Consider the following 18,510-nt stretch of genomic DNA (forward strand, 5'->3'; position numbering starts at 1 on the left):
GGGTGAACCACAACGACGCGAAGGGCCCGGAATCCGTGAGGATTCCGGGCCCTTCGTCAGGCGTCAGCCGGGGGCTTAGCGGCCGGCCTCCGGGTGGACCGACTCCGTGACCGGGCGGTCCTCGGAGACGGTCTTCTTCTCGACGGGCTTGCGGAGCTGGATGTTCAGCTCGCGCAGGCGGGACTCGTCGAGCTCGGTCGGGGCGCCCATGAGGAGGTCCTGGCCGTTGCCGTTGAGGGGGAAGGCGATGATCTCGCGGATGTTGGGCTCGTCGGCGAGGAGCATGACGATGCGGTCGACGCCGGGGGCGATGCCGCCGTGCGGGGGGGCGCCGTACTCGAAGGCGCGGAGCATGCCGGCGAACTCGGCCTCGACGGTCTCGCGGGAGTAGCCGGCGATCTCGAAGGCCTTGAACATGATCTCGGGCTCGTGGTTCCGGATGGCGCCGGAGGAGAGCTCGATGCCGTTGCAGACGATGTCGTACTGCCAGCCGAGGATGTCCAGCGGGTCCTGGGTCTCCAGGGCCTCGAGGCCGCCCTGCGGCATGGAGAACGGGTTGTGCGAGAAGTCGATCTTGCCGGTCTCCTCGTCCCGCTCGTACATCGGGAAGTCGACGATCCACGCGAAGCGGAAGACGTTCTCCTCGAACTGGCCGGCGCGCTTGGCGGCCTCGACGCGGACGGGGCCCATGATCTTGGAGACCTCGTCGAACTCGCCGGCGCCGAAGAAGATCGCGTGGCCGGGCTGGAGGCCGAGGCGCTCGGTGAGGACCTTGACGTTCTCCTCGGTGAGGAACTTGGCGATGGGGCCGGTGAGGGCGTTCTCCTCGCCGACGCGGACCCAGGCCAGGCCCTTCGCGCCGAGGGAGACCGCGAAGTCGCCGAGGGCGTCGAAGAACTTGCGCGGCTGGTCGCCGGTGTTCGGGACGGCGAGCGCGCGGACGTGCTTGCCGGCGAAGGCCTTGAACTCGGAGTTCTCGAAGACGTCGGAGATGTCGACGAGTTCGAGGTCGGTGCGCAGGTCCGGCTTGTCGTTGCCGTACTTGAGCATCGACTCGCGGAACGGGATCCGCGGGAAGGGGGACGTGACGTGGCGGCCGCCGCCGAACTCCTCGAAGAGCTCCGTCATGAGCTTCTCGATCGGCTGGAAGACGTCCTCCTGCTCGACGAACGACATCTCGACGTCGAGCTGGTAGAACTCGCCCGGCGAGCGGTCGGCGCGGGCGTCCTCGTCGCGGAAGCAGGGCGCGATCTGGAAGTACCGGTCGAAGCCGGAGATCATCAGCAGCTGCTTGAACTGCTGCGGCGCCTGCGGCAGCGCGTAGAACTTGCCCGGGTTCAGGCGGGACGGGACGACGAAGTCGCGGGCGCCCTCGGGGGAGGTCGCGGCGAGGATCGGGGTCGCCATCTCGTTGAAGCCGAGGGCCACCATCTTGGAGCGGATGGAGGCGATGACGGCGGAGCGCAGCATGATGTTGCGGTGCATGCGCTCGCGGCGCAGGTCGAGGAAGCGGTACTCCAGGCGCCGCTCCTCGTTCACACCGTCGTCGGTGTTGATGGTGAAGGGGATCTGCTTGGCGGCGCCCAGGACCTCGACCTCGGCGGCCTCGATCTCGATCTCGCCGGTCGGCAGCTCGGGGTTGACGTTCTCCGCGCCACGGGAGACGACCTTGCCGTCCACGCGGACGACGGTCTCCTTCGTCAGCTTGTCGAGGACCTCGGCGGCGGGGGTGCCGGGACGGGCGACGAGCTGCGTGATGCCGTAGTGGTCGCGCAGATCGATGAAGAGGATGCCGCCCAGGTCGCGCCGATTGTGCAGCCAGCCGCTCAGCCGGACGTCGGTGCCGACGTCAGAGGCGCGGAGCTCGCCGCAGGTGTGGGACCTGTACCGATGCATCGTCGTTCATCCAGTCTTCGGGATCTTGGGTCGTGGGGCGCCGGCCGGACGTGACCACTGTCACAGATGTCACGGGACACGAGGGCAGACCCACCCAGAGTACCGGCCGGGCCAAGATCGCATTTCGAATAGTGTCGGTGGCGACTTGCTGTCCGATCTTCATAAAGTGGGGCAATGCGCACCGAGGACGTCCTGGCCGCGATCGCGACCGGCCTGTGGCGCTGGGACAACGCGTCCGGGATCGTCTCGCTCGACGCCGAGGCCGCCCGGCTGCTCGGGCTGCCCGCCGAGCCCGTGCGGCTCACCGAGGCGGCCGTACGGTCGCGTTTTCACCCGGTCGACTGGAACGAGATCGACGGGGTCATCAACCTCGCCGTCGCCGAGGGCACCCTCGCCGAGGCCCGGCTGCGGATCATGGACGAGTACGGGCGGGTGCTCCGTACCGTACGGAGCAGGTCGAAGCCGCTCATCGAGGGGAACGACTACCAGCTGGTCGGGACCCTCCAGGAGGTCGCCGAGCAGCCGCCCGGCACCGCCGCCCGCACCCCCATCACCGGCGACTGGCGCCGCTCCCGCGAGGCCTTCCTCCTCGACGCGGGGCGGGCGCTCGCCGAGGCGCGGTCGACGGCCGAGGTGCTGCGGGTGGCGGCCTCGCTGTCGATGCCCGGCTTCTCGCCCGACGGGCTCGCCGTCTTCGGCGTGGCGGGCGACCGGCTGACGGTCATCGGCCACCACGGGCACAGCGAGGGCGACGAGGGGCCGTTCTCGTCGATGTCGCTGGACACGGACTATCCGGCGGCGGAGGTCGTACGGACCGGGCGGGCGATCTACCTGCCGACGCCGGAGGAGTACCTGCGGCGCTTCCCCATGACCTGGCCGCTCGCGCAGCGCTTCGGGCGCGCCTCGTGGGCCTTCGTGCCGCTCGTCGTCGCCGGGCGGACGATGGGCGCCTGGATGGCGGCCTTCAAGCACCCGGTGGTGTTCACGCCCGACGAGCGGTCCGTGCTGACGACGGTGGCGCGGATGCTCGCGCAGGCCCTCGCACGCGCGGGCGTGGCCGAGTCCGAGCGCGAGCTGTCGCTCGGCCTGCAGCGGACGATGATGCCGGTCCTCGGTCCCGGCATCCCCGGCATCCAGGTCGCCGCGCGGTACGTGCCGACCGGCGGCGGGCTCCAGGTCGGCGGCGACTGGTACGACATGATCCGGCTGCCCGGCGGCACCTCCCGCACCGGCGGGCGCGGCGCGGGCCGCATCGCCCTCGTCATCGGCGACGTCCAGGGGCACGACGTGCGGGCCGCCGGGCTGATGGGGCAGCTGCGGATCGCCCTGCGCGCGTACGCCTCCGAGGGCCACCGGCCGGACGCGGTGCTCTCGCGGGCCTCGCGCTTCCTGTACGGGATCACGGACGCGGACGACGGCGAGGAGAACGGCGGTCCGCGCTTCGCGACCTGTCTCTACCTGGAGGTCGACCTGGAGACGGGGACGGTCGACATCGCGCGGGCGGGGCATCCGGATCCGGCGGTACGGATGAACGACGGAACGGTTCTGCTCAGGCCCACGGCCGGCGGGCTGCCGCTCGGCATCGACCCCGACACCGACTACCCCACCACCCGGCTCACCCTGGACCCCGGCGAGACGCTGATGATCTGCACCGACGGGCTCCTGGAGACCGGCGGGCACGACCTGGACACCGGCTGGGAACGCGTACGGGAGCTCCTGGAGTCCCACGACGGCGAGGACCTGGAGCGGCTCGCCGACGACCTCGTGGAGGCCGTCCACGGGCCCGGCTCGCACCACACGACGGGCCCGCTCGCCGACCGCCGCGAGGACGACATCGCCGTCCTGCTGCTCTCCCGCCGGCCCGCCGGCGCCGTGCGCGAGGCCCCGCGCCGCACCCTCATGTCGATCGCCCAGGCCGAACCGGAGCGGATCGCCGAGGCGCGCGAGCAGGTCCGGCAGCTGCTGCACGACTGGTCGGACGAGGACCAGCTCGACTCGGCGGTCCTGATGGTCTCCGAGATGGTCACGAACGTCCTCGTCCACACGGACGGCGACGCGCTCCTCGTCGCCGAGGTGGCCTGCGGCGAGAAGTCGCGGCGGCTGCGCGTCGAGGTCTCCGACGGCAGCGACGAGCTGCCGCACAAGCGGCACCCGGGCGAGATGGCGTCGAGCGGCCGCGGCCTGGTCCTGATGGAGATGCTGGCGGACGCGTGGGGCGTCGATCCGCGCGGCGAGGGCAAGGCGATCTGGTTCGAACTGAACGAGCCGGATTCGGAGGGCGGCTGCTGCCGCTAGCCTCCGGTGCTGCTGCGCCGCCTCCGGAGCTGCTGCCGCTGGCCTCCAGGGCGGCTACGGCCGGCCCCCGGAGCTGCTGCTCGGCCGGCCCCCGGGACTGCTGCCGACCTCCAGGACGGCTACGGCCAGCCCCCGGAGCTGCTGCTCGGCCGGCCCCCGGGACTGCTGGGGCCGGGGCCTGCCCGGCGGACAGGTCCCGGTCTCCGGCGGGCGGTGTGCCCCTCCCCCGGCGCAGACTGGTCTCGTACGGTCGTGCGTGGGGGACCACGGAGCGCGCCATGGACATCCACAAGGTCGGCAGCGACACGACGGTGATCGCCGACAGTCTCGAGGTCCCGGGGATCGGGCACGTCCCCGCCAACGCGTACGTCCTCACCGCCGCCGAGCCCGTCGTCGTCGACACCGGGCTCTCGGTCGAGGACCGTGATTTCGTCGCGGCGCTCGGCGGTGTCGTGGACCCGGCCGACGTCCGCTGGATCTGGCTCACGCACCCCGACCGGGACCACACCGGCGGGATCTTCGACCTGCTGGACGCCGCTCCACGCGCGCGCGTGGTCACGACCTTCCTCGGTTTCGGGATCATGACGACCGAGCGGGCGCTGCCGATGGACCGGGTGTACTTCCTGAACCCGGGCCAGTCCCTCGACGTGGGCGACCGGGTGTTGCACGCCTTCCGGCCGCCGCTCTTCGACAATCCGGCGACCGTCGGCTTCTACGACGACCGGACCCGGATCTGCTTCAGCTCCGACTGCTTCGGCGGTCCGATGCCGAGCGCCGAGCTCGCCGAGAGCGGGCACGCGAGCGACCTGAAGCCGGAGGAGCTGCGGCGGACGCAGCTGCTCTGGGCGACGATCGACAGCCCGTGGGTGCACCTGGTGGACGCGGAGAAGTACCGGGCGACGCTCGCTCCGCTGGCGGAGACGAACCCGGAGATCGTCCTGTGCACGCATCTGCCTCCGGCCGTGCGGATGACACGCCGCATGCTCGACACGCTCGCGGCCGCCCCGGACGCCGACCCCTTCGTGGGCCCGGACCAGGCCGCCCTGGAGCAGCTCCTGGCCTCGTTCCAGCCGGGTGGGCTGACGCCGGCCTAGGGCTCGTCCGCAGGCTCCGGTGGTGCCCCGTACCGCGCCCGCAGCACCCCCAGGATCCCCGTCGCCGCGGCCGTCAGGGGGACGGCGAGCAGCATGCCCAGGACGCCGGCGACGGACGCGCCGGCGGTGATCGCCAGCATCACGGCCGCCGGGTGCATCTGCACGGTCCGGCTCTGGACCAGGGGCTGGAGGACGTTGCCCTCGATGGCCTGGACGGCGAGGACGATGCCGAAGACCCACAGGGCGATGACGAAGCCCCGGTCGGCGAGGGCGACGAGGACGGCGACCGCGCCGGAGAAGAAGGCCCCGAGGTAGGGGATGTAGGCGGTGACGAAGACGAGCGCGGCGAGCCCGATCGCGCCGGGCACGTCGAGGATGACCAGGCCGATGCCGATGAGGAGGGCGTCGACGAAGGCGACGAACGTGGTGCCGCGCATGAAGCCCTCGACGGCCTCGAAGGCGCGGCGCGCCATCGCCTCGACGAGGTCGCCGGTGGAGCGGGGGACGAGGGAGCGCAGGGCGCCGGCGGCCCGGTCGGAGTCCTTCAGGAAGAAGAAGATCAGCAGCAGGGCGAGGACGGCGGTGGCGAGCATCTCGCCGACGACGCTGAGGCCGCTGATGACCCCGGAGGCGGCGGTGCCGCCGAACTTCTCCAGGAGCGTCTTGGCGTTCTTGGCGAGGTCGTCGAGGGAGGTCCCGGCCGCGCCGAGGTGCTTCGCGATGTCGGTGGCGGCCTGCCGGAGCGAGGAGATGATCTGGTCGCCGGTCTCGACGAGGGCGACGGCGACGATGTACGCGGCGCCGCCGACGACCACGACGATGCTGAGGACGGTGAGCGCGGCGGCGAGCCCCTTGCGCACCTTCATCTGCAGCAGGCGGCGGTAGAGCGGCCCGAGGAGGGCGGCGCCGAGGATCGCGAGCAGGACGGGGGTGACGGCCGTCTTGAAGACGACGCAGAGCCAGATGAAGACGGCGGCGACCCCGGCGGCGAGGAGCAGAACGACGCACCAGGCGGCGAACCGGCGTGCGGGTTCGGGGAGGAGGGGCGCTCGGCTCGTCTGCACCTCCTCACCGGACCACGCCCGCCGGCGTGTCGTCGCGCGCTGACGGGCCGTACGGGTGACGCCTCGTCAGCGGGCGCGGTACGGGTACGGGGCGGCCACGCGCGCGTGGTCGCCCCGTACCGTCCGTGTCGTTACTCGCCCATCCCGTGGACCGCCGGGATCGTGCCGAGGCGGCCCGCCTGGAAGTCCTCGAAGGCCTGGCGGAGTTCGGCCTGGGTGTTCATGACGAACGGGCCGTAGTGGGCCATGGGCTCGCGGATCGGCTGTCCGCCGAGGAGCACGACCTCCAGGTCCGGGGTGTTGCCGTCCTGCTTCTCGTCGGCGCGGACGGTGAGCGCGCCGCCCTTGCCGAAGACGGCGGTCTGGCCCATGTGGACGGGCCGCCGGTCCGTGCCGACGGTGCCGCGGCCGGCGAGGACGTACGCGAGGCCGTTGAAGTCCTCGCGCCAGGGCAGGTTGATCTCGGCGCCGGGACGCAGGGTGGCGTGGATCATCGTGATGGGGGTGTGGGTGATGCCGGGGCCCTCGTGCCCGTCGAGCTCGCCCGCGATGACGCGGAGCAGCGCGCCGCCGTCGGGGGAGGTGAGCAGCTGGACCTGGCCGCCGCGGATGTCCTGGTAGCGGGGGGCCATCATCTTGTCGCTCGCGGGCAGGTTGACCCACAGCTGGAGGCCGTGGAAGAGGCCGCCGCTGACGACGAGGGACTCCGGCGGGGCCTCGATGTGCAGGAGGCCGGAGCCGGCGGTCATCCACTGGGTGTCACCGTTGGTGATGGTGCCGCCACCGCCCTGGCTGTCCTGGTGGTCGAAGATCCCGTCGATGATGTAGGTGACGGTCTCGAAGCCGCGGTGGGGGTGCCAGGGCGTGCCCTTGGGCTCTCCGGGCGCGTACTCCACCTCACCCATCTGGTCCATCATGATGAACGGGTCGAGGTACTGGTAGTTGATCCCGGCGAACGCGCGGCGCACCGGGAAGCCCTCGCCCTCGAAGCCCTGGGGGGCCGTGGTGACGGCGAGCACGGGGCGGGAGACGGCGTCGGCGGGCGCGGCGACGCGCGGCAGGGTGAGCGGGTTCTCGACAGTCACAGCGGGCATGACCGGACCTCCTAGGTGCGACCTTGTACGTCCACTTTAGTTGAACGCTGAACTTTCTGCCACCCGGAACGCGGAACGCCCGGGAGGAATTCCTCCCGGGCGCTCCCACGTACGTCCAGCGTGCGTCAGCCGTACATCCGCCGCATCGCGTAGTCGACCATCTGCTCCACGGCCTTCGCGTCGAAGACCATGCGGTGGTCGCCCTCCATGTCGAGGACGAAGCCGTAGCCCGTCGGCAGCAGGTCGATCACCTCGGCGCCGGTGATCACGAAGTACTTCGACTCCTTGCCCGCGTACCGCCGCAGCTCCTTGAGCGAGGTGAACATCGGGATGACCGGCTGCTGGGTGTTGTGCAGGGCCAGGAAGCCGGGGTTGTCGCCGCGCGGGCAGTAGACCTTGGAGGTCGCGAAGATCTGCTGGAAGTCCTCGGGGGCCAGGGTGCCGGTCGTGAAGGCGCGTACGGCGTCCGCGAGGGAGGGCGGCGAGGGCTCGGGGTAGAGCGGCGGCTGCTGCTGGGCGTACCCGCCGCCCTGCATGCCCGCCTGCATGCCGCCCTGCATACCCGCCTGCGGCGGGGCGTACTGCCCCTGCTGGGGCGGCGCGTACTGCTGCTGAGCGCCCGGATTCTGGTCGTAGCCGTACATGCGCCCAGCCTAGCGAGCGACGGCGGGGCGCGGGGAGGACGCATGGGTGGCCCTCGCACGTTTCTTCGCACCGCATCCGCTCTCTTGCTAGGTTCGCGGAAGCAATCCGGCCACCACGGGGGTGACAGATGGCGCTCGACGCCAGATGGCAGGAGATCATCGGGGAACAGCCCGCGCGGATGAGCCTCGCGGGGCTCGCCGCCCCGGACGGCGGAGGAGGAGGCGGCGACCTCAAGGTCGACGTCGGCCCCTGGCACAGCGCCGGGAACACCGCGGGCGAGCTGAGGACCTCCACCGCGAACTCGGTCACCGACCTCGACACGGCCAACGAGGGCGTCGCCGGCTCCACCGCCGGCTTCGACTCCTCCGCCGCGCTCGACGAGATCCTCGGCACCTGGAAGACCCGCCTCTCCGCCGTCCGCGACGAGTGCGGCCGGCTCGAAGGCGCCCTCAAGGCGGCCGGACGCGACTTCGGCGAGCGCGAGGAGGACACCCGGCAGAAGGTGGCCGCAGAGGGCGCCCGCCAGTCGGGCCCCTCCGAGAAGAAGGAGGGCTGACCGCCATGCCCACCTGGCAGCAGCTGCGCGACGTGAAGCTGAACGAGTACACCGACGCCGCCGACGGCTGGGGCAAGGTCAGCTCCCGCGCCAACGCGGACAAGGACCGCGTGGACAACGGCATGTTCGCGAAGATCCACGACACCCAGAAGGGCGAGACGGCGAACAGGGCGGGCGGAGACGTCCAGCAGCTCTCCCGCAACTACCAGTACCTGCACACGGAGTGCGGCCTGATCCGTACGGCGCTCAACGGGCTCGCGTCCGAACTCGCCTCCCCGCAGAAGAAGTTGATGCAGGCCCTCGAAGACGCGGAGAACCTGAAGTTCACCGTGAACGCCGACGGGACGGTGACCTACCCGGTCCAGTCGTCCGTCCTCCTCCCCGGCAGCAACACCGCACACCCCGGCGCGCCCTTCCCCTACCTCCCCGGCGCGGCCGAGGGCATCGGCAGCGCCGACGCCAACAAGGGCAAGGCCGAGGACATCACCGAGCGCATATACCAGGCCGTCCGGGAGGCGGCCGAGATCGACGGCCGCTACGCCGACGTCCTGCGCAGGCTCAAGGCCGATCCCGGCCTGACCGTCAGCGACGAGACCCTCGCGGACGCCGCCAAGGACACCAAGGCGATGCAGAACGCCGCCGGCCGGTACGCCGACGACGACAAGATCCCCCACGGCAAGTCCCCCCAGGAGAACGCCGACTGGTGGAACGGCCTCACCCAGGAGCAGCGCGACGAGTACGCGACGCTCTACCCCGCCTCCGTCGGCGCCCTGGACGGCATCCCCTCCGCCGTCCGCGACGACGCCAACCGGATGGTCCTCGCCGAGTCGAAGGCGCAGTACCAGATCGACCTGAAGGGGATCCCGGCCGAGCCGTTCCCCAAGATGGTCTTCGGCGGCCCGCGCGTCGGCATGGTCTACAGCGACGAGTGGATCAAGTGGGACAAGGAGTACGGGGACCGCAAGAAGCACCTCGACAGCTCCCTGCAGGGCATGAACGCGATCGAGGACCGGTTCGCCAACACGGGCAAGGACGGGCTGCCCGAGGCGTACCTGCTGGGCTTCTCCCCCGAGGGACACGGCCGGGCGATCGTCGCGAGCGGGAACCCGGACACCGCCGACCACACGGCGGTCTACGTACCGGGCACGACGTCGAACCTGGGCAACATCGGCGGCAACATCGACCGGATGAGCAGCCTGTGGCGCGAGTCCCACGCGATGTCGCCGGACTCCACGATCTCCACCGTCACCTGGCTGGGCTACGACGCCCCGCAGGACATCGTCAAGGACGCCCCCTTCAGCCACTACGCGAACGACGGCGCTCCGGCGTACAACACGTTCATGGAGGGCCTGGAGGTCGCCCAGGGCGGACCCGACAAGAGCCACACGACCGCCGTCGGGCACTCCTACGGCACGACCCTGATCGGCTCGGCGGCGCGGCAGGGCACGCTGCACGCGGACGACATCGTCTTCGCGGGCAGCCCCGGCGTCCAGGTGGGCTCGGCGGGCGAGCTGGACGTCCCGAAGGGGCACGTGTGGAACGAGGAGGCCGACGGCGACCCCGTGCCCGACATCGGCCGGTGGGGCCACGGCGGCAGCCAGTGGCGGCTGGGCGGCGGTGTGTTCCTCATCCCGAGCGACGAGGTGTTCGGGGCCAACCAGATGACCACGGACGGCCACGGGCACAGCGACTACTGGAACGACGGAAGCCTGAGCATCAGGAACCAGGCCGCCGTGGTCACAGGCGAATACGAACAGGTGCAGAAGGTTGACTAAGGTCCGGGCCGGCGCTGTCGCGGTAGCGACGGCAGCGCTCCTCACACTCACGGGATGCGGCATGTCAGATTCGAACGGGACCGGCTCCGGCACATCCGGGGCCGGCACATCCGGCTCCGGCACGTCGGGCTCCGGCACGTCCGGCTCCTCCGGCTCCGGTGAGACCAAGGTCGTCGGAGTGCGCGAGCAGGACGAGGTGAACGCCGAGACCAAGAAGGTGTCGAGCGAGATCTACGACCTCATCGGCGTCCGGGGATCGGCCTCCAAGGCCGGCGCCGGGGCCCAGCCCTGCCAGGGCATGGACCGCGAGAAGTTCTACCGGATCTTCCACCCGTGGAGCCTGTCGGCGAAGACCGACGACGAGCTGGCCCAGGCCATGGAGCGGCTGCGGTCGAAGCTCCCCGAGCACGGCTGGAAGATCGTGAAGTACGGCCCCGACGACAGCGCCGCCAAGAGCCTGGAGCTGACGGCGGACGACGACGCGCGGAAGTTCGGCGTCCACATCAGCTTCTGGAAGGCCCGCACCGTGCTCGGCAAGCCGAAGCCCCCGATGCTGATGGTCGACGTGATCTCCGGCTGCTACCAGGTCCCGGAGGGCAAGACCGTCGAGCACTACTGACCGCCGCCGTCACGGTGCGCACGCCCCCGTCCGGGGTGCGTGCGGTCCGCGTCCGCGCCTGTGTGCGGTCCGCGTCCGCGCCTGTGTGCGGTCCGCGTCACAGACATCTGGCCGGGATAGGGGTTGCCGTTATTACCGGTGGGTAGCATCATCGTAGAGAGCGTGAGCTACTCACCGGTAGTACGTCGTACGAAGAATCCGCCTCCCCGAGCCTTACGGAGCCGTCGCCATGGGGCACTACAAGTCGAATCTCCGCGACATCGAGTTCAACCTCTTCGAGGTCCTCGGCCGCGACAAGGTCTACGGCACCGGTCCGTTCGAGGAGATGGACGTCGAGACCGCCAAGAGCATCCTCGACGAGATCCGCCGCCTCGCCGAGAACGAGCTCGCGGAGTCCTTCGCCGACGCCGACCGCAACCCGCCGGTCTTCGACCCGGAGACCAACACCGCCCCGGTACCGGCCTCCTTCAAGAAGTCCTACAAGGCCTTCATGGACTCCGAGTACTGGCGTCTGGGCATCCCGGAGGGCATCGGCGGCAGCGTCTCCCCGCGCTCCCTCGTCTGGGCCTACGCGGAGCTCCTCCTCGGCTCGAACCCGGCCATCTGGATGTACTCCTCCGGCCCGGCCTTCGCCGGCATCCTCTACAACGAGGGCACCGAGGCGCAGAAGAAGGTCGCGCAGATCGCCGTCGAGAAGCGCTGGGGCTCCACCATGGTCCTCACCGAGCCCGACGCGGGCTCGGACGTCGGCGCCGGCCGCACCAAGGCCGTGCAGCAGGAGGACGGCTCCTGGCACATCGAGGGCGTCAAGCGCTTCATCACTTCCGGTGAGCACGACATGGAGGAGAACATCCTCCACTACGTCCTCGCCCGCCCCGAGGGCGCCGGCCCCGGCACCAAGGGCCTGAGCCTCTTCCTCGTCCCGAAGTACGAGTTCGACTGGGAGACCGGCGAGCTGGGCGAGCGCAACGGCGTCTACGCCACCAACGTCGAGCACAAGATGGGCCTCAAGGCCTCCAACACGTGCGAGATGACCTTCGGCGCCAACCACCCCGCCAAGGGCTGGCTCATCGGCGACAAGCACGACGGCATCCGCCAGATGTTCCTCATCATCGAGTTCGCCCGCATGATGGTCGGCACGAAGGCGATCTCCACCCTCTCCACGGGCTACCTCAACGCCCTGGAGTACGCCAAGGAGCGCGTCCAGGGCACCGACCTGGCGAACTTCATGGACAAGAACGCCCCCAAGGTCACCATCACGCACCACCCCGACGTCCGCCGCTCGCTGATGACGCAGAAGGCGTACGCCGAGGGCATGCGCTCCCTCGTCCTCTACACGGCCTCCGTGCAGGACTCGATCGCGCTCAAGGAGGCGGCCGGCGAGGACGCCAAGGCGCTGCACGGCCTCAACGACCTGCTGCTCCCGATCGTGAAGGGCTACGGCTCCGAGAAGGGCTACGAGCAGCTCGCGCAGTCGCTCCAGACCTTCGGCGGCTCCGGCTTCCTGCAGGAGTACCCGATCGAGCAGTACATCCGGGACGCCAAGATCGACACCCTCTACGAGGGCACCACGGCCATCCAGGGCCAGGACTTCTTCTTCCGCAAGATCGTCCGCGACCAGGGCGCCTCCCTGAACGCGCTGTCCGAGGAGATCAAGAAGTTCCTCGCGGTCGGCACCGGCGGCGAGGAGCTGGCCGGCGCCCGCGACGCGCTCGCCAAGGCCGCCGTCGACCTGGAGGGCATCGTCAGCAAGATGATCACCGACCTCACCGCCACCGGCGAGGACGTCAAGAACATCTACAAGGTCGGCCTCAACACCACCCGTCTGCTGCTCGCCTCCGGCGACGTCGTCGTCGGCTACCTGCTCCTCAAGGGCGCGGCCGTCGCCGCCGAGAAGCTGGCCGAGGGCGCCAACCCCAAGGACGTCGCCTTCTACCAGGGCAAGATCGCGGCCGCGAAGTTCTTCGCCGCCAACGTCCTGCCGGGCGTCTCCGCCGAGCGCGCGCTGGCCGAGGCCGTCGACGGCTCGCTCATGGACCTGGACGAGGCCGCGTTCTAAGACGCGCCACGTCCTGACGGAACGGCCCGTCCCCGGGGAGGGGGGCGGGCCGTTCCTGCTGCCCGAAGGCGAGCCGCCCCCGCTGCCCGGCAGCGAGCCGCCCCCGCTGCCCGAAAACGGGCCGTTCCCGCTCCCCACGAGCGTCTCGATTCCCCCTTTCCGGGGTCTGGTATTCGGTATCCGGTCCGTGCGTAAGGTGAACCCCATGAGCAGCGCAGCTTCCCGTCCCACCGCCGGCCCCTTCGACCGCGGACACACCGACGACCTGATGGCCTTCCTGACGGCCTCCCCCTCGCCGTACCACGCGGTGGCGAGCGCCGCCGAGCGACTGGAGAAGGCCGGCTTCCGGCGCGTCGAGGAGACCGCGGCCTGGGACGGGACGAGCGGCGGGAAGTACGTGATCCGCGGCGGCGCGATCATCGCCTGGTACGTGCCGGAGGGCGCCGCCGCCCACACCCCGTACCGGATCGTCGGCGCCCACACCGACTCCCCCAACCTGCGCGTCAAGCCGCGCCCCGACATGGGCGCCCAGGGCTGGCGCCAGGTCGCCGTCGAGGTCTACGGCGGAACCCTCCTCAACACCTGGCTCGACCGCGACCTCGGCCTCGCCGGCCGCCTCACCCTCCGCGACGGCAGCCACCACCTCGTCAACGTCGACCGGCCGCTGCTGCGCGTCCCGCAGCTCGCCATCCACCTCGACCGCTCCGCCAACGACGGCCTCAAGCTGGACCGCCAGCGCCACATGCAGCCCATCTGGGGCATCGGCGAGGTCCACGAGGGCGACCTGATCTCCTTCGTCGCCGCCGAGGCCGGCGTCGACGCCGAGGACGTCACCGGCTGGGACCTGATGGTCCACGCCGTCGACGCGCCCGCGTACCTCGGCCGCGACCAGGAGCTCCTCGCCGGCCCGCGCATGGACAACCTGTTGTCCGTCCACGCCGCCGTCGCCGCGCTCGCCTCCCTCGCGGGCCGCGACGACCTCCCGTACATCCCGGTCCTCGCCGCCTTCGACCACGAGGAGAACGGCTCCGAGGCCGACACCGGCGCCCAGGGCCCCCTCCTCGGCAACGTCCTGGAGCGCTCCGTCTACGCCCGCGGCGGCTCCTACGAGGACCGGGCCCGCGCCTTCGCCGGCACCGTCTGCCTCTCCTCCGACACCGGCCACGCCGTCCACCCCAACTACGCGGAGCGCCACGACCCGACGCACCACCCGCGCGTCAACGGCGGCCCCATCCTCAAGGTGAACGTCAACCAGCGCTACGCCACCGACGGCAGCGGCCGCGCCGTCTTCGCCGCCGCCTGCGAGAAGGCCGGCGTGCCCTGGCAGTCCTTCGTCTCCAACAACGACATGCCCTGCGGCACCACGATCGGCCCGATCACCGCCGCCCGCCACGGCATCTCCACCGTCGACATCGGCGTCGCGATCCTCTCCATGCACAGCGCCCGCGAACTCTGCGGCGCCGACGACCCGTTCCTCCTCGCAAACGCCCTGGTGGCGTTCCTGGAGGGCTGAGGCCCGCACCATACGCGTCGAACTCCCCGCTCCCGGACCGCTCTTGGGCCGGGAGCGGTACCCTTTGGAGAGAAGGCGCAGGTGGGAGAGGTGAAGCACGCCCCCTCTTCCCAACCAGGTCCATAACTCAGTAACTTACTGAGTTATGGACCTCACTATTATCAAGCATGCTGTCGAAGTCGACGACGGCGTCAAGCGATTCAGCATGCGCTTCCTCAAAGAGCACGCGGCGGAAGATCGATCGCGCTTGAGCCGGGAACTGTGCACTCAGATCAGCACCGAGCTGACCAGACTCGGCCTCACGACCATCCCGCGCACACTTCCGACGTCTGAGAACGATTCCGTCTGGATCATTCAGAAGAACAGCATTCTGGGTGAAATCACTGACGTAGCAGCGGTCTTCGCAAACTTGGACAAGCTGGGCCAGAATCCCCTTCCCATGCTTTTCGATAACTATCCGAACGCCAAGGGGGGGTTGATCTAGCTACGACAGCGAGCACAAGCCTGTAGACGGATGGCGTATTTACATAACATCCCTCCACCCCTAGGTCTGCCTTCATGTGCCGTCTCATCAGGGAATCAAGGGATGGGTGGCCCTACCCGGGGGCCGTTCGGGTTTCAGACGTATCTTGATTAGCCATTGAACCCGGCCTGATGGCGTGCCAGTCTCAAAGGACCGCACCATCAACTGGGCTCGTCGCACGGCTTGTTGCCTGCGATCGGCGCCCCGTAGAGCCAGGAGGCGCCTCCATGAGCCCCGACCCGCACACCCCGATCACGGCCCGCCTCGGCGAGCCCGAATCGACCATGGACCCCACCGGCCACGCGCCGGAGTCCATTCCGTCGCACCACTCCAGGAAGAGCAAGACCGGCATTCAGCTGCCCCTGGCGCGGGGCGCCCTGCCCTCGCACCTCCACTTCATGGGCTGCTCGCGCTGGCATGGACACACGACCCTGTCCGTCATCTCGCTCACCCCTGGTGAACTCCCCTTCTTCATCGATCGGTTGAGGCTGCACCAGAAGGCGATGCGACGGCCTCGTCCCGGCCGCTTCGGTGGCCCGGCGACCGAGTTCTTCCGGACCCTTACGTTCCTCACCTTCTCCAGGACCACCGTCTTCCATGCCGGGAAGACGCACGAGGAGCAGGCCTTCCAGCGGGCGATGGCGCGGATCGCCACGCACCTCGACCACGGAGACTCGGCGCTCGTCCTCATGCGTACGAGCGGGAACGGCCACGCCTGGTACCGGCTCACCCGGGACGAAGCGGTCCTCCTCCCGCCCGGCTCCACGCTGACCGCCGGGCTGCCGTGCTCCGAAGCCGACGCGCTGCTTCCCGTCGACCTTGCGCGGGACCACGCCTGGGCGAGTCATCAGTACCGCAACCGGCCGGACACCACGGACGACCCCCGTCGGCCCTCGTCGCCGCCGCCGGGCGCCGCCCCGGAAACGCTCTGACACCGCACAACGGCCCTCCGGGGGCGGGGCGGGCAACCACACACCCCGCCCCGCCCCCGGAGGGACCCCTCGCACCACCCGTTCCCGACTGCCTCTCCACCCAGGAGGTCACCACCGTGCCCACCGGCCCCATCACCGCTCTCACCCTGGACGTCCCCTGGGAGGGGGAGACCGTCCAGGTCACCAACATCGCCCGCCAGCTCCCGCAGGAGCCGACCACCGAGCAGCAGAACGCCATCCTCACGGCCGCGCGGAACAACCCGAGCATCCGGCTTCCCGAGACCGCCTGGGCCGCCATAGCTCACGCCACCACCCACCCCGACGCCCTGGCCCTCCAGCTCCGCCCCACGCCGAACGACCCCACCGGCGTCCTTATGACCGAGAACGTAGAGGGCGCCACGCTCCACTCAGCCGTGACCCGTGTCCTGATGAGCGAGCTCTTCCCCGGCATCCAGCCCCGCACCGGCATGTCGGTCATGGAGGTTCCCGACCCCCAGGTCCAGGGGCTTGCCCACGAAGGTCAGCCGAGCGCCGTCGTCGAGTACCGGTACGAGAGCTTCGACCACCTGCGGAACCACGTGTGGCAGACCATCCACGCCACCCTGTCGATCAACACGTACGCCCAGTCCATCCTGACCCGGTCGGTGACCCGCAACCTGATCGTCCACCCGGTCTCGATCACCTTCGAGGACGGCACCGACCCGATCGAGGTCCTCGTGGTGCGGGACGGCATCACGCGACTCGCCAGCGCCTGGGCCGTGCTCGCCGGGTCCGGAGAGGAAGAGAGCACCGTCGCCACGCTGGCCACGAACGCGCTCCTCGGTGGCATCTCGGCCGATTCAGCCCGAGAAAGCGGCTCTGACCTGCGGAAACGCCTGACGGATTCCCGAGCGGCGTGGCGCGCGAAGCTCCGAAAGGAGTTCGACGAGGAGATCGCGGGGGAAGTACCGGGACCGCGCGCGGCCCAGATCTTCCAGTCCTACGCCGTGCCGGCCCAGATCGCCGTCGGCATCGAGGGGCACGCGGGACGTCTGCTGTCCCCGGAAGACCTCTTCGACGACGCCATCCGCTCCGTACTCGCCTCGATCCACGTCGAGTTCAAGCAGTGGGATGCCGCCGCCCAGAATGTGGAGGTCATCACGCGCGCGCTCAAGCGCGTCATCCAGGTCGGCGACCCACGCTGGAGCACCTCCGACCTCCAGGACGTGTACGGTCTCGCCGTCGGCCGCATCCCCGTGGCCGACCTCCCCGAGATGTTCGGCAGCACCGGCCGCCCCCCGGGCACCGCGCTCTGGCGTGCCGTCTATCTGGTCAGCGCGCTGACCAAACCCGACCTGCTCGACGCGCTCAAGGACCAGGCCAAGGCCATCAAGGGCGGCAAGCGCATGAGCGTGAAGGCCTTCGCCGGGCTGCTCGGGCCGATGATCGACCTGCCGTGGCGCTCCCGGAAGAGCCTGGTCACCAAGCAGGCGCGCAACGCGTGGAACAACGGCGGCGTGCTGACCGGCCTCGTCACCGGCGACTGGGTCCCCGTACCCACCGATGACTTCACCACGCTGGTGGAGCCGGCCATGCTCGGAGACGTCAACGCCCGCTGCACCCTGGCCGTGGCCGGCGGCGCGGCGCTGATCGCGGACAAGCTGCTCACCCGGAACGTCGGCTCCTCGCTCGACGCGCCGAAGGAGAAGGGCGGCGTCCCGTTCCGGGCCGACACGAGCGTGATCATCGAAGGCCTGTCCCGTCAGGACAACGAGCTGGGCCTCTGGACCCTGGCGATGGCCGCCAACACGTTCCGTGCCGACGACCTGCCGATGAACTCGGTCGCCAGGCAGAGCCTCACCGGGAAGGACGCGTCCCAGTCCGCCGAGAAGCCCTACGCCTACTTCCGGGTCGACCCCGCGGCAGAGGACAAGACCGCGCGGACCGCCGACGGCGTTCCCGTGCTGCTGTACGAGTGGGATGTCGTCGCCGCCTCCGACCCCGACCGGGTCAAGAAGCCCGCCAATCCCGCTCAGAAGGCCGAGCCCGCCGCGTCCTCTCCGTCGGCCGACGAGGAGGGCTCCTCCGCCGGGGAGGACGGGATGCCCGAGCCGGAAGGACTGTTCCCTGAGGGGGACTCCTTCGTCCTCGGCGACATCCCCACGCCGCGGGCGGGTGACACGCCGCCCCTCCCCAGCCAGCGCGCGGCCGAGCACCGCAAGAGCCTGCGCCTCCACATCCTGGGGGCTCGGGACTCCCTGGACCGGCTCCTCGCCCTGGAGCCGGAGGTCGGCGAGCACACCCCGCTCGCACCACTGAGCATGCTCGACGATCTCCACAAACTGCTGCTGGGAATCCAGACCGACGTCGAGAACCTGCGCCGCAAAACCTCCGCGAAGGACCTGGACGAAGACCCGTACGACACGGAGGACGAGGAGGGCGCCTACGAGGGGGACTGAACTGGCG

At 70.2% G+C, this 18,510-nt stretch carries 14 protein-coding genes; 10 read left to right on the forward strand and 4 right to left on the reverse strand.

Going from position 1 to position 18,510, the window contains the following annotated elements; genetic code table 11:
* Window positions 1–75: 75 nt before the first annotated feature.
* Window positions 76–1,896, reverse strand: a complete 1,821-nt coding sequence (gene aspS, locus ACFYUS_RS15320) for an aspartate--tRNA ligase (protein WP_388850936.1) — start codon at window positions 1,894–1,896, stop codon at window positions 76–78.
* A gap of 174 nt (window positions 1,897–2,070) precedes the next feature.
* Here aspS and ACFYUS_RS15325 point away from each other — a divergent pair, with 174 nt between their 5' ends.
* Window positions 2,071–4,191 (forward strand): SpoIIE family protein phosphatase, encoded by a 2,121-nt coding sequence (locus tag ACFYUS_RS15325; protein WP_388850939.1) that lies wholly within the window; start codon window positions 2,071–2,073, stop codon window positions 4,189–4,191.
* A 278-nt stretch (window positions 4,192–4,469) separates the two neighbouring features.
* Window positions 4,470–5,285 carry an MBL fold metallo-hydrolase gene (locus tag ACFYUS_RS15330; protein WP_388850942.1) on the forward strand — a complete coding sequence of 272 codons (816 nt, stop codon included), beginning with the start codon at window positions 4,470–4,472 and terminating at the stop codon, window positions 5,283–5,285.
* On the opposite strand, the gene ACFYUS_RS15335 is transcribed toward ACFYUS_RS15330, so the two are convergent.
* The 3 genes from ACFYUS_RS15335 to ACFYUS_RS15345 form a co-directional block, all read right to left on the reverse strand.
* Entirely contained in the window at window positions 5,282–6,349 is a 1,068-nt protein-coding gene (locus ACFYUS_RS15335) for an AI-2E family transporter (RefSeq protein WP_388850945.1), read from the reverse strand. The two genes, ACFYUS_RS15330 and ACFYUS_RS15335, sit on opposite strands and share 4 nt — an antisense overlap.
* A 131-nt stretch (window positions 6,350–6,480) precedes the next feature.
* Window positions 6,481–7,443, reverse strand: a complete 963-nt coding sequence (locus ACFYUS_RS15340) for a pirin family protein (RefSeq protein ID WP_388850948.1) — start codon at window positions 7,441–7,443, stop codon at window positions 6,481–6,483.
* A gap of 125 nt (window positions 7,444–7,568) precedes the next feature.
* Window positions 7,569–8,087, reverse strand: coding sequence for an SseB family protein (locus tag ACFYUS_RS15345; RefSeq protein WP_388850951.1), 519 nt, complete (start codon window positions 8,085–8,087; stop codon window positions 7,569–7,571).
* A gap of 128 nt (window positions 8,088–8,215) precedes the next feature.
* On the opposite strand from ACFYUS_RS15345, the gene ACFYUS_RS15350 reads away from it, so the two are divergent.
* The 8 genes from ACFYUS_RS15350 (at window position 8,216) to ACFYUS_RS15385 (ending at window position 18,503) form a co-directional block, all read left to right on the forward strand.
* A complete protein-coding gene (locus ACFYUS_RS15350; RefSeq protein WP_388850954.1) occupies window positions 8,216–8,644 on the forward strand; it encodes a hypothetical protein in 429 nt (142 codons plus the stop codon).
* 5 nt (window positions 8,645–8,649) lie between these two features.
* Window positions 8,650–10,419 (forward strand): alpha/beta hydrolase, encoded by a 1,770-nt coding sequence (locus ACFYUS_RS15355; protein ID WP_388850957.1) that lies wholly within the window; start codon window positions 8,650–8,652, stop codon window positions 10,417–10,419.
* Window positions 10,420–10,480: 61 nt separating this feature from the next.
* Window positions 10,481–11,038, forward strand: coding sequence for a hypothetical protein (locus ACFYUS_RS15360; protein ID WP_388850960.1), 558 nt, complete (start codon window positions 10,481–10,483; stop codon window positions 11,036–11,038).
* 229 nt (window positions 11,039–11,267) lie between these two features.
* Window positions 11,268–13,097: an acyl-CoA dehydrogenase gene (locus ACFYUS_RS15365; protein WP_388850963.1), complete on the forward strand. Its 1,830-nt coding sequence runs from the start codon at window positions 11,268–11,270 to the stop codon at window positions 13,095–13,097.
* A gap of 205 nt (window positions 13,098–13,302) precedes the next feature.
* Window positions 13,303–14,610 carry a M18 family aminopeptidase gene (locus ACFYUS_RS15370; protein WP_388850966.1) on the forward strand — a complete coding sequence of 436 codons (1,308 nt, stop codon included), beginning with the start codon at window positions 13,303–13,305 and terminating at the stop codon, window positions 14,608–14,610.
* A 145-nt stretch (window positions 14,611–14,755) separates the two neighbouring features.
* The gene (locus ACFYUS_RS15375) at window positions 14,756–15,094 is read left to right on the forward strand and encodes a hypothetical protein (protein WP_388850969.1); all 339 of its coding nucleotides are present in this window, start codon (window positions 14,756–14,758) and stop codon (window positions 15,092–15,094) included.
* Between the two features lie 266 nt (window positions 15,095–15,360).
* Window positions 15,361–16,065: a hypothetical protein gene (locus tag ACFYUS_RS15380; RefSeq protein WP_388850972.1), complete on the forward strand. Its 705-nt coding sequence runs from the start codon at window positions 15,361–15,363 to the stop codon at window positions 16,063–16,065.
* Window positions 16,066–16,181: 116 nt separating this feature from the next.
* On the forward strand, window positions 16,182–18,503 hold the full coding sequence (locus tag ACFYUS_RS15385; RefSeq protein WP_388850975.1) for a hypothetical protein: 2,322 nt from the start codon (window positions 16,182–16,184) through the stop codon (window positions 18,501–18,503).
* The last annotated feature ends 7 nt before the right edge of the window (window positions 18,504–18,510 follow it).

Source organism: Streptomyces sp. NPDC004284 (genome assembly GCF_042874035.1).
Classification (GTDB): Bacteria; Actinomycetota; Actinomycetes; order Streptomycetales; family Streptomycetaceae; genus Streptomyces.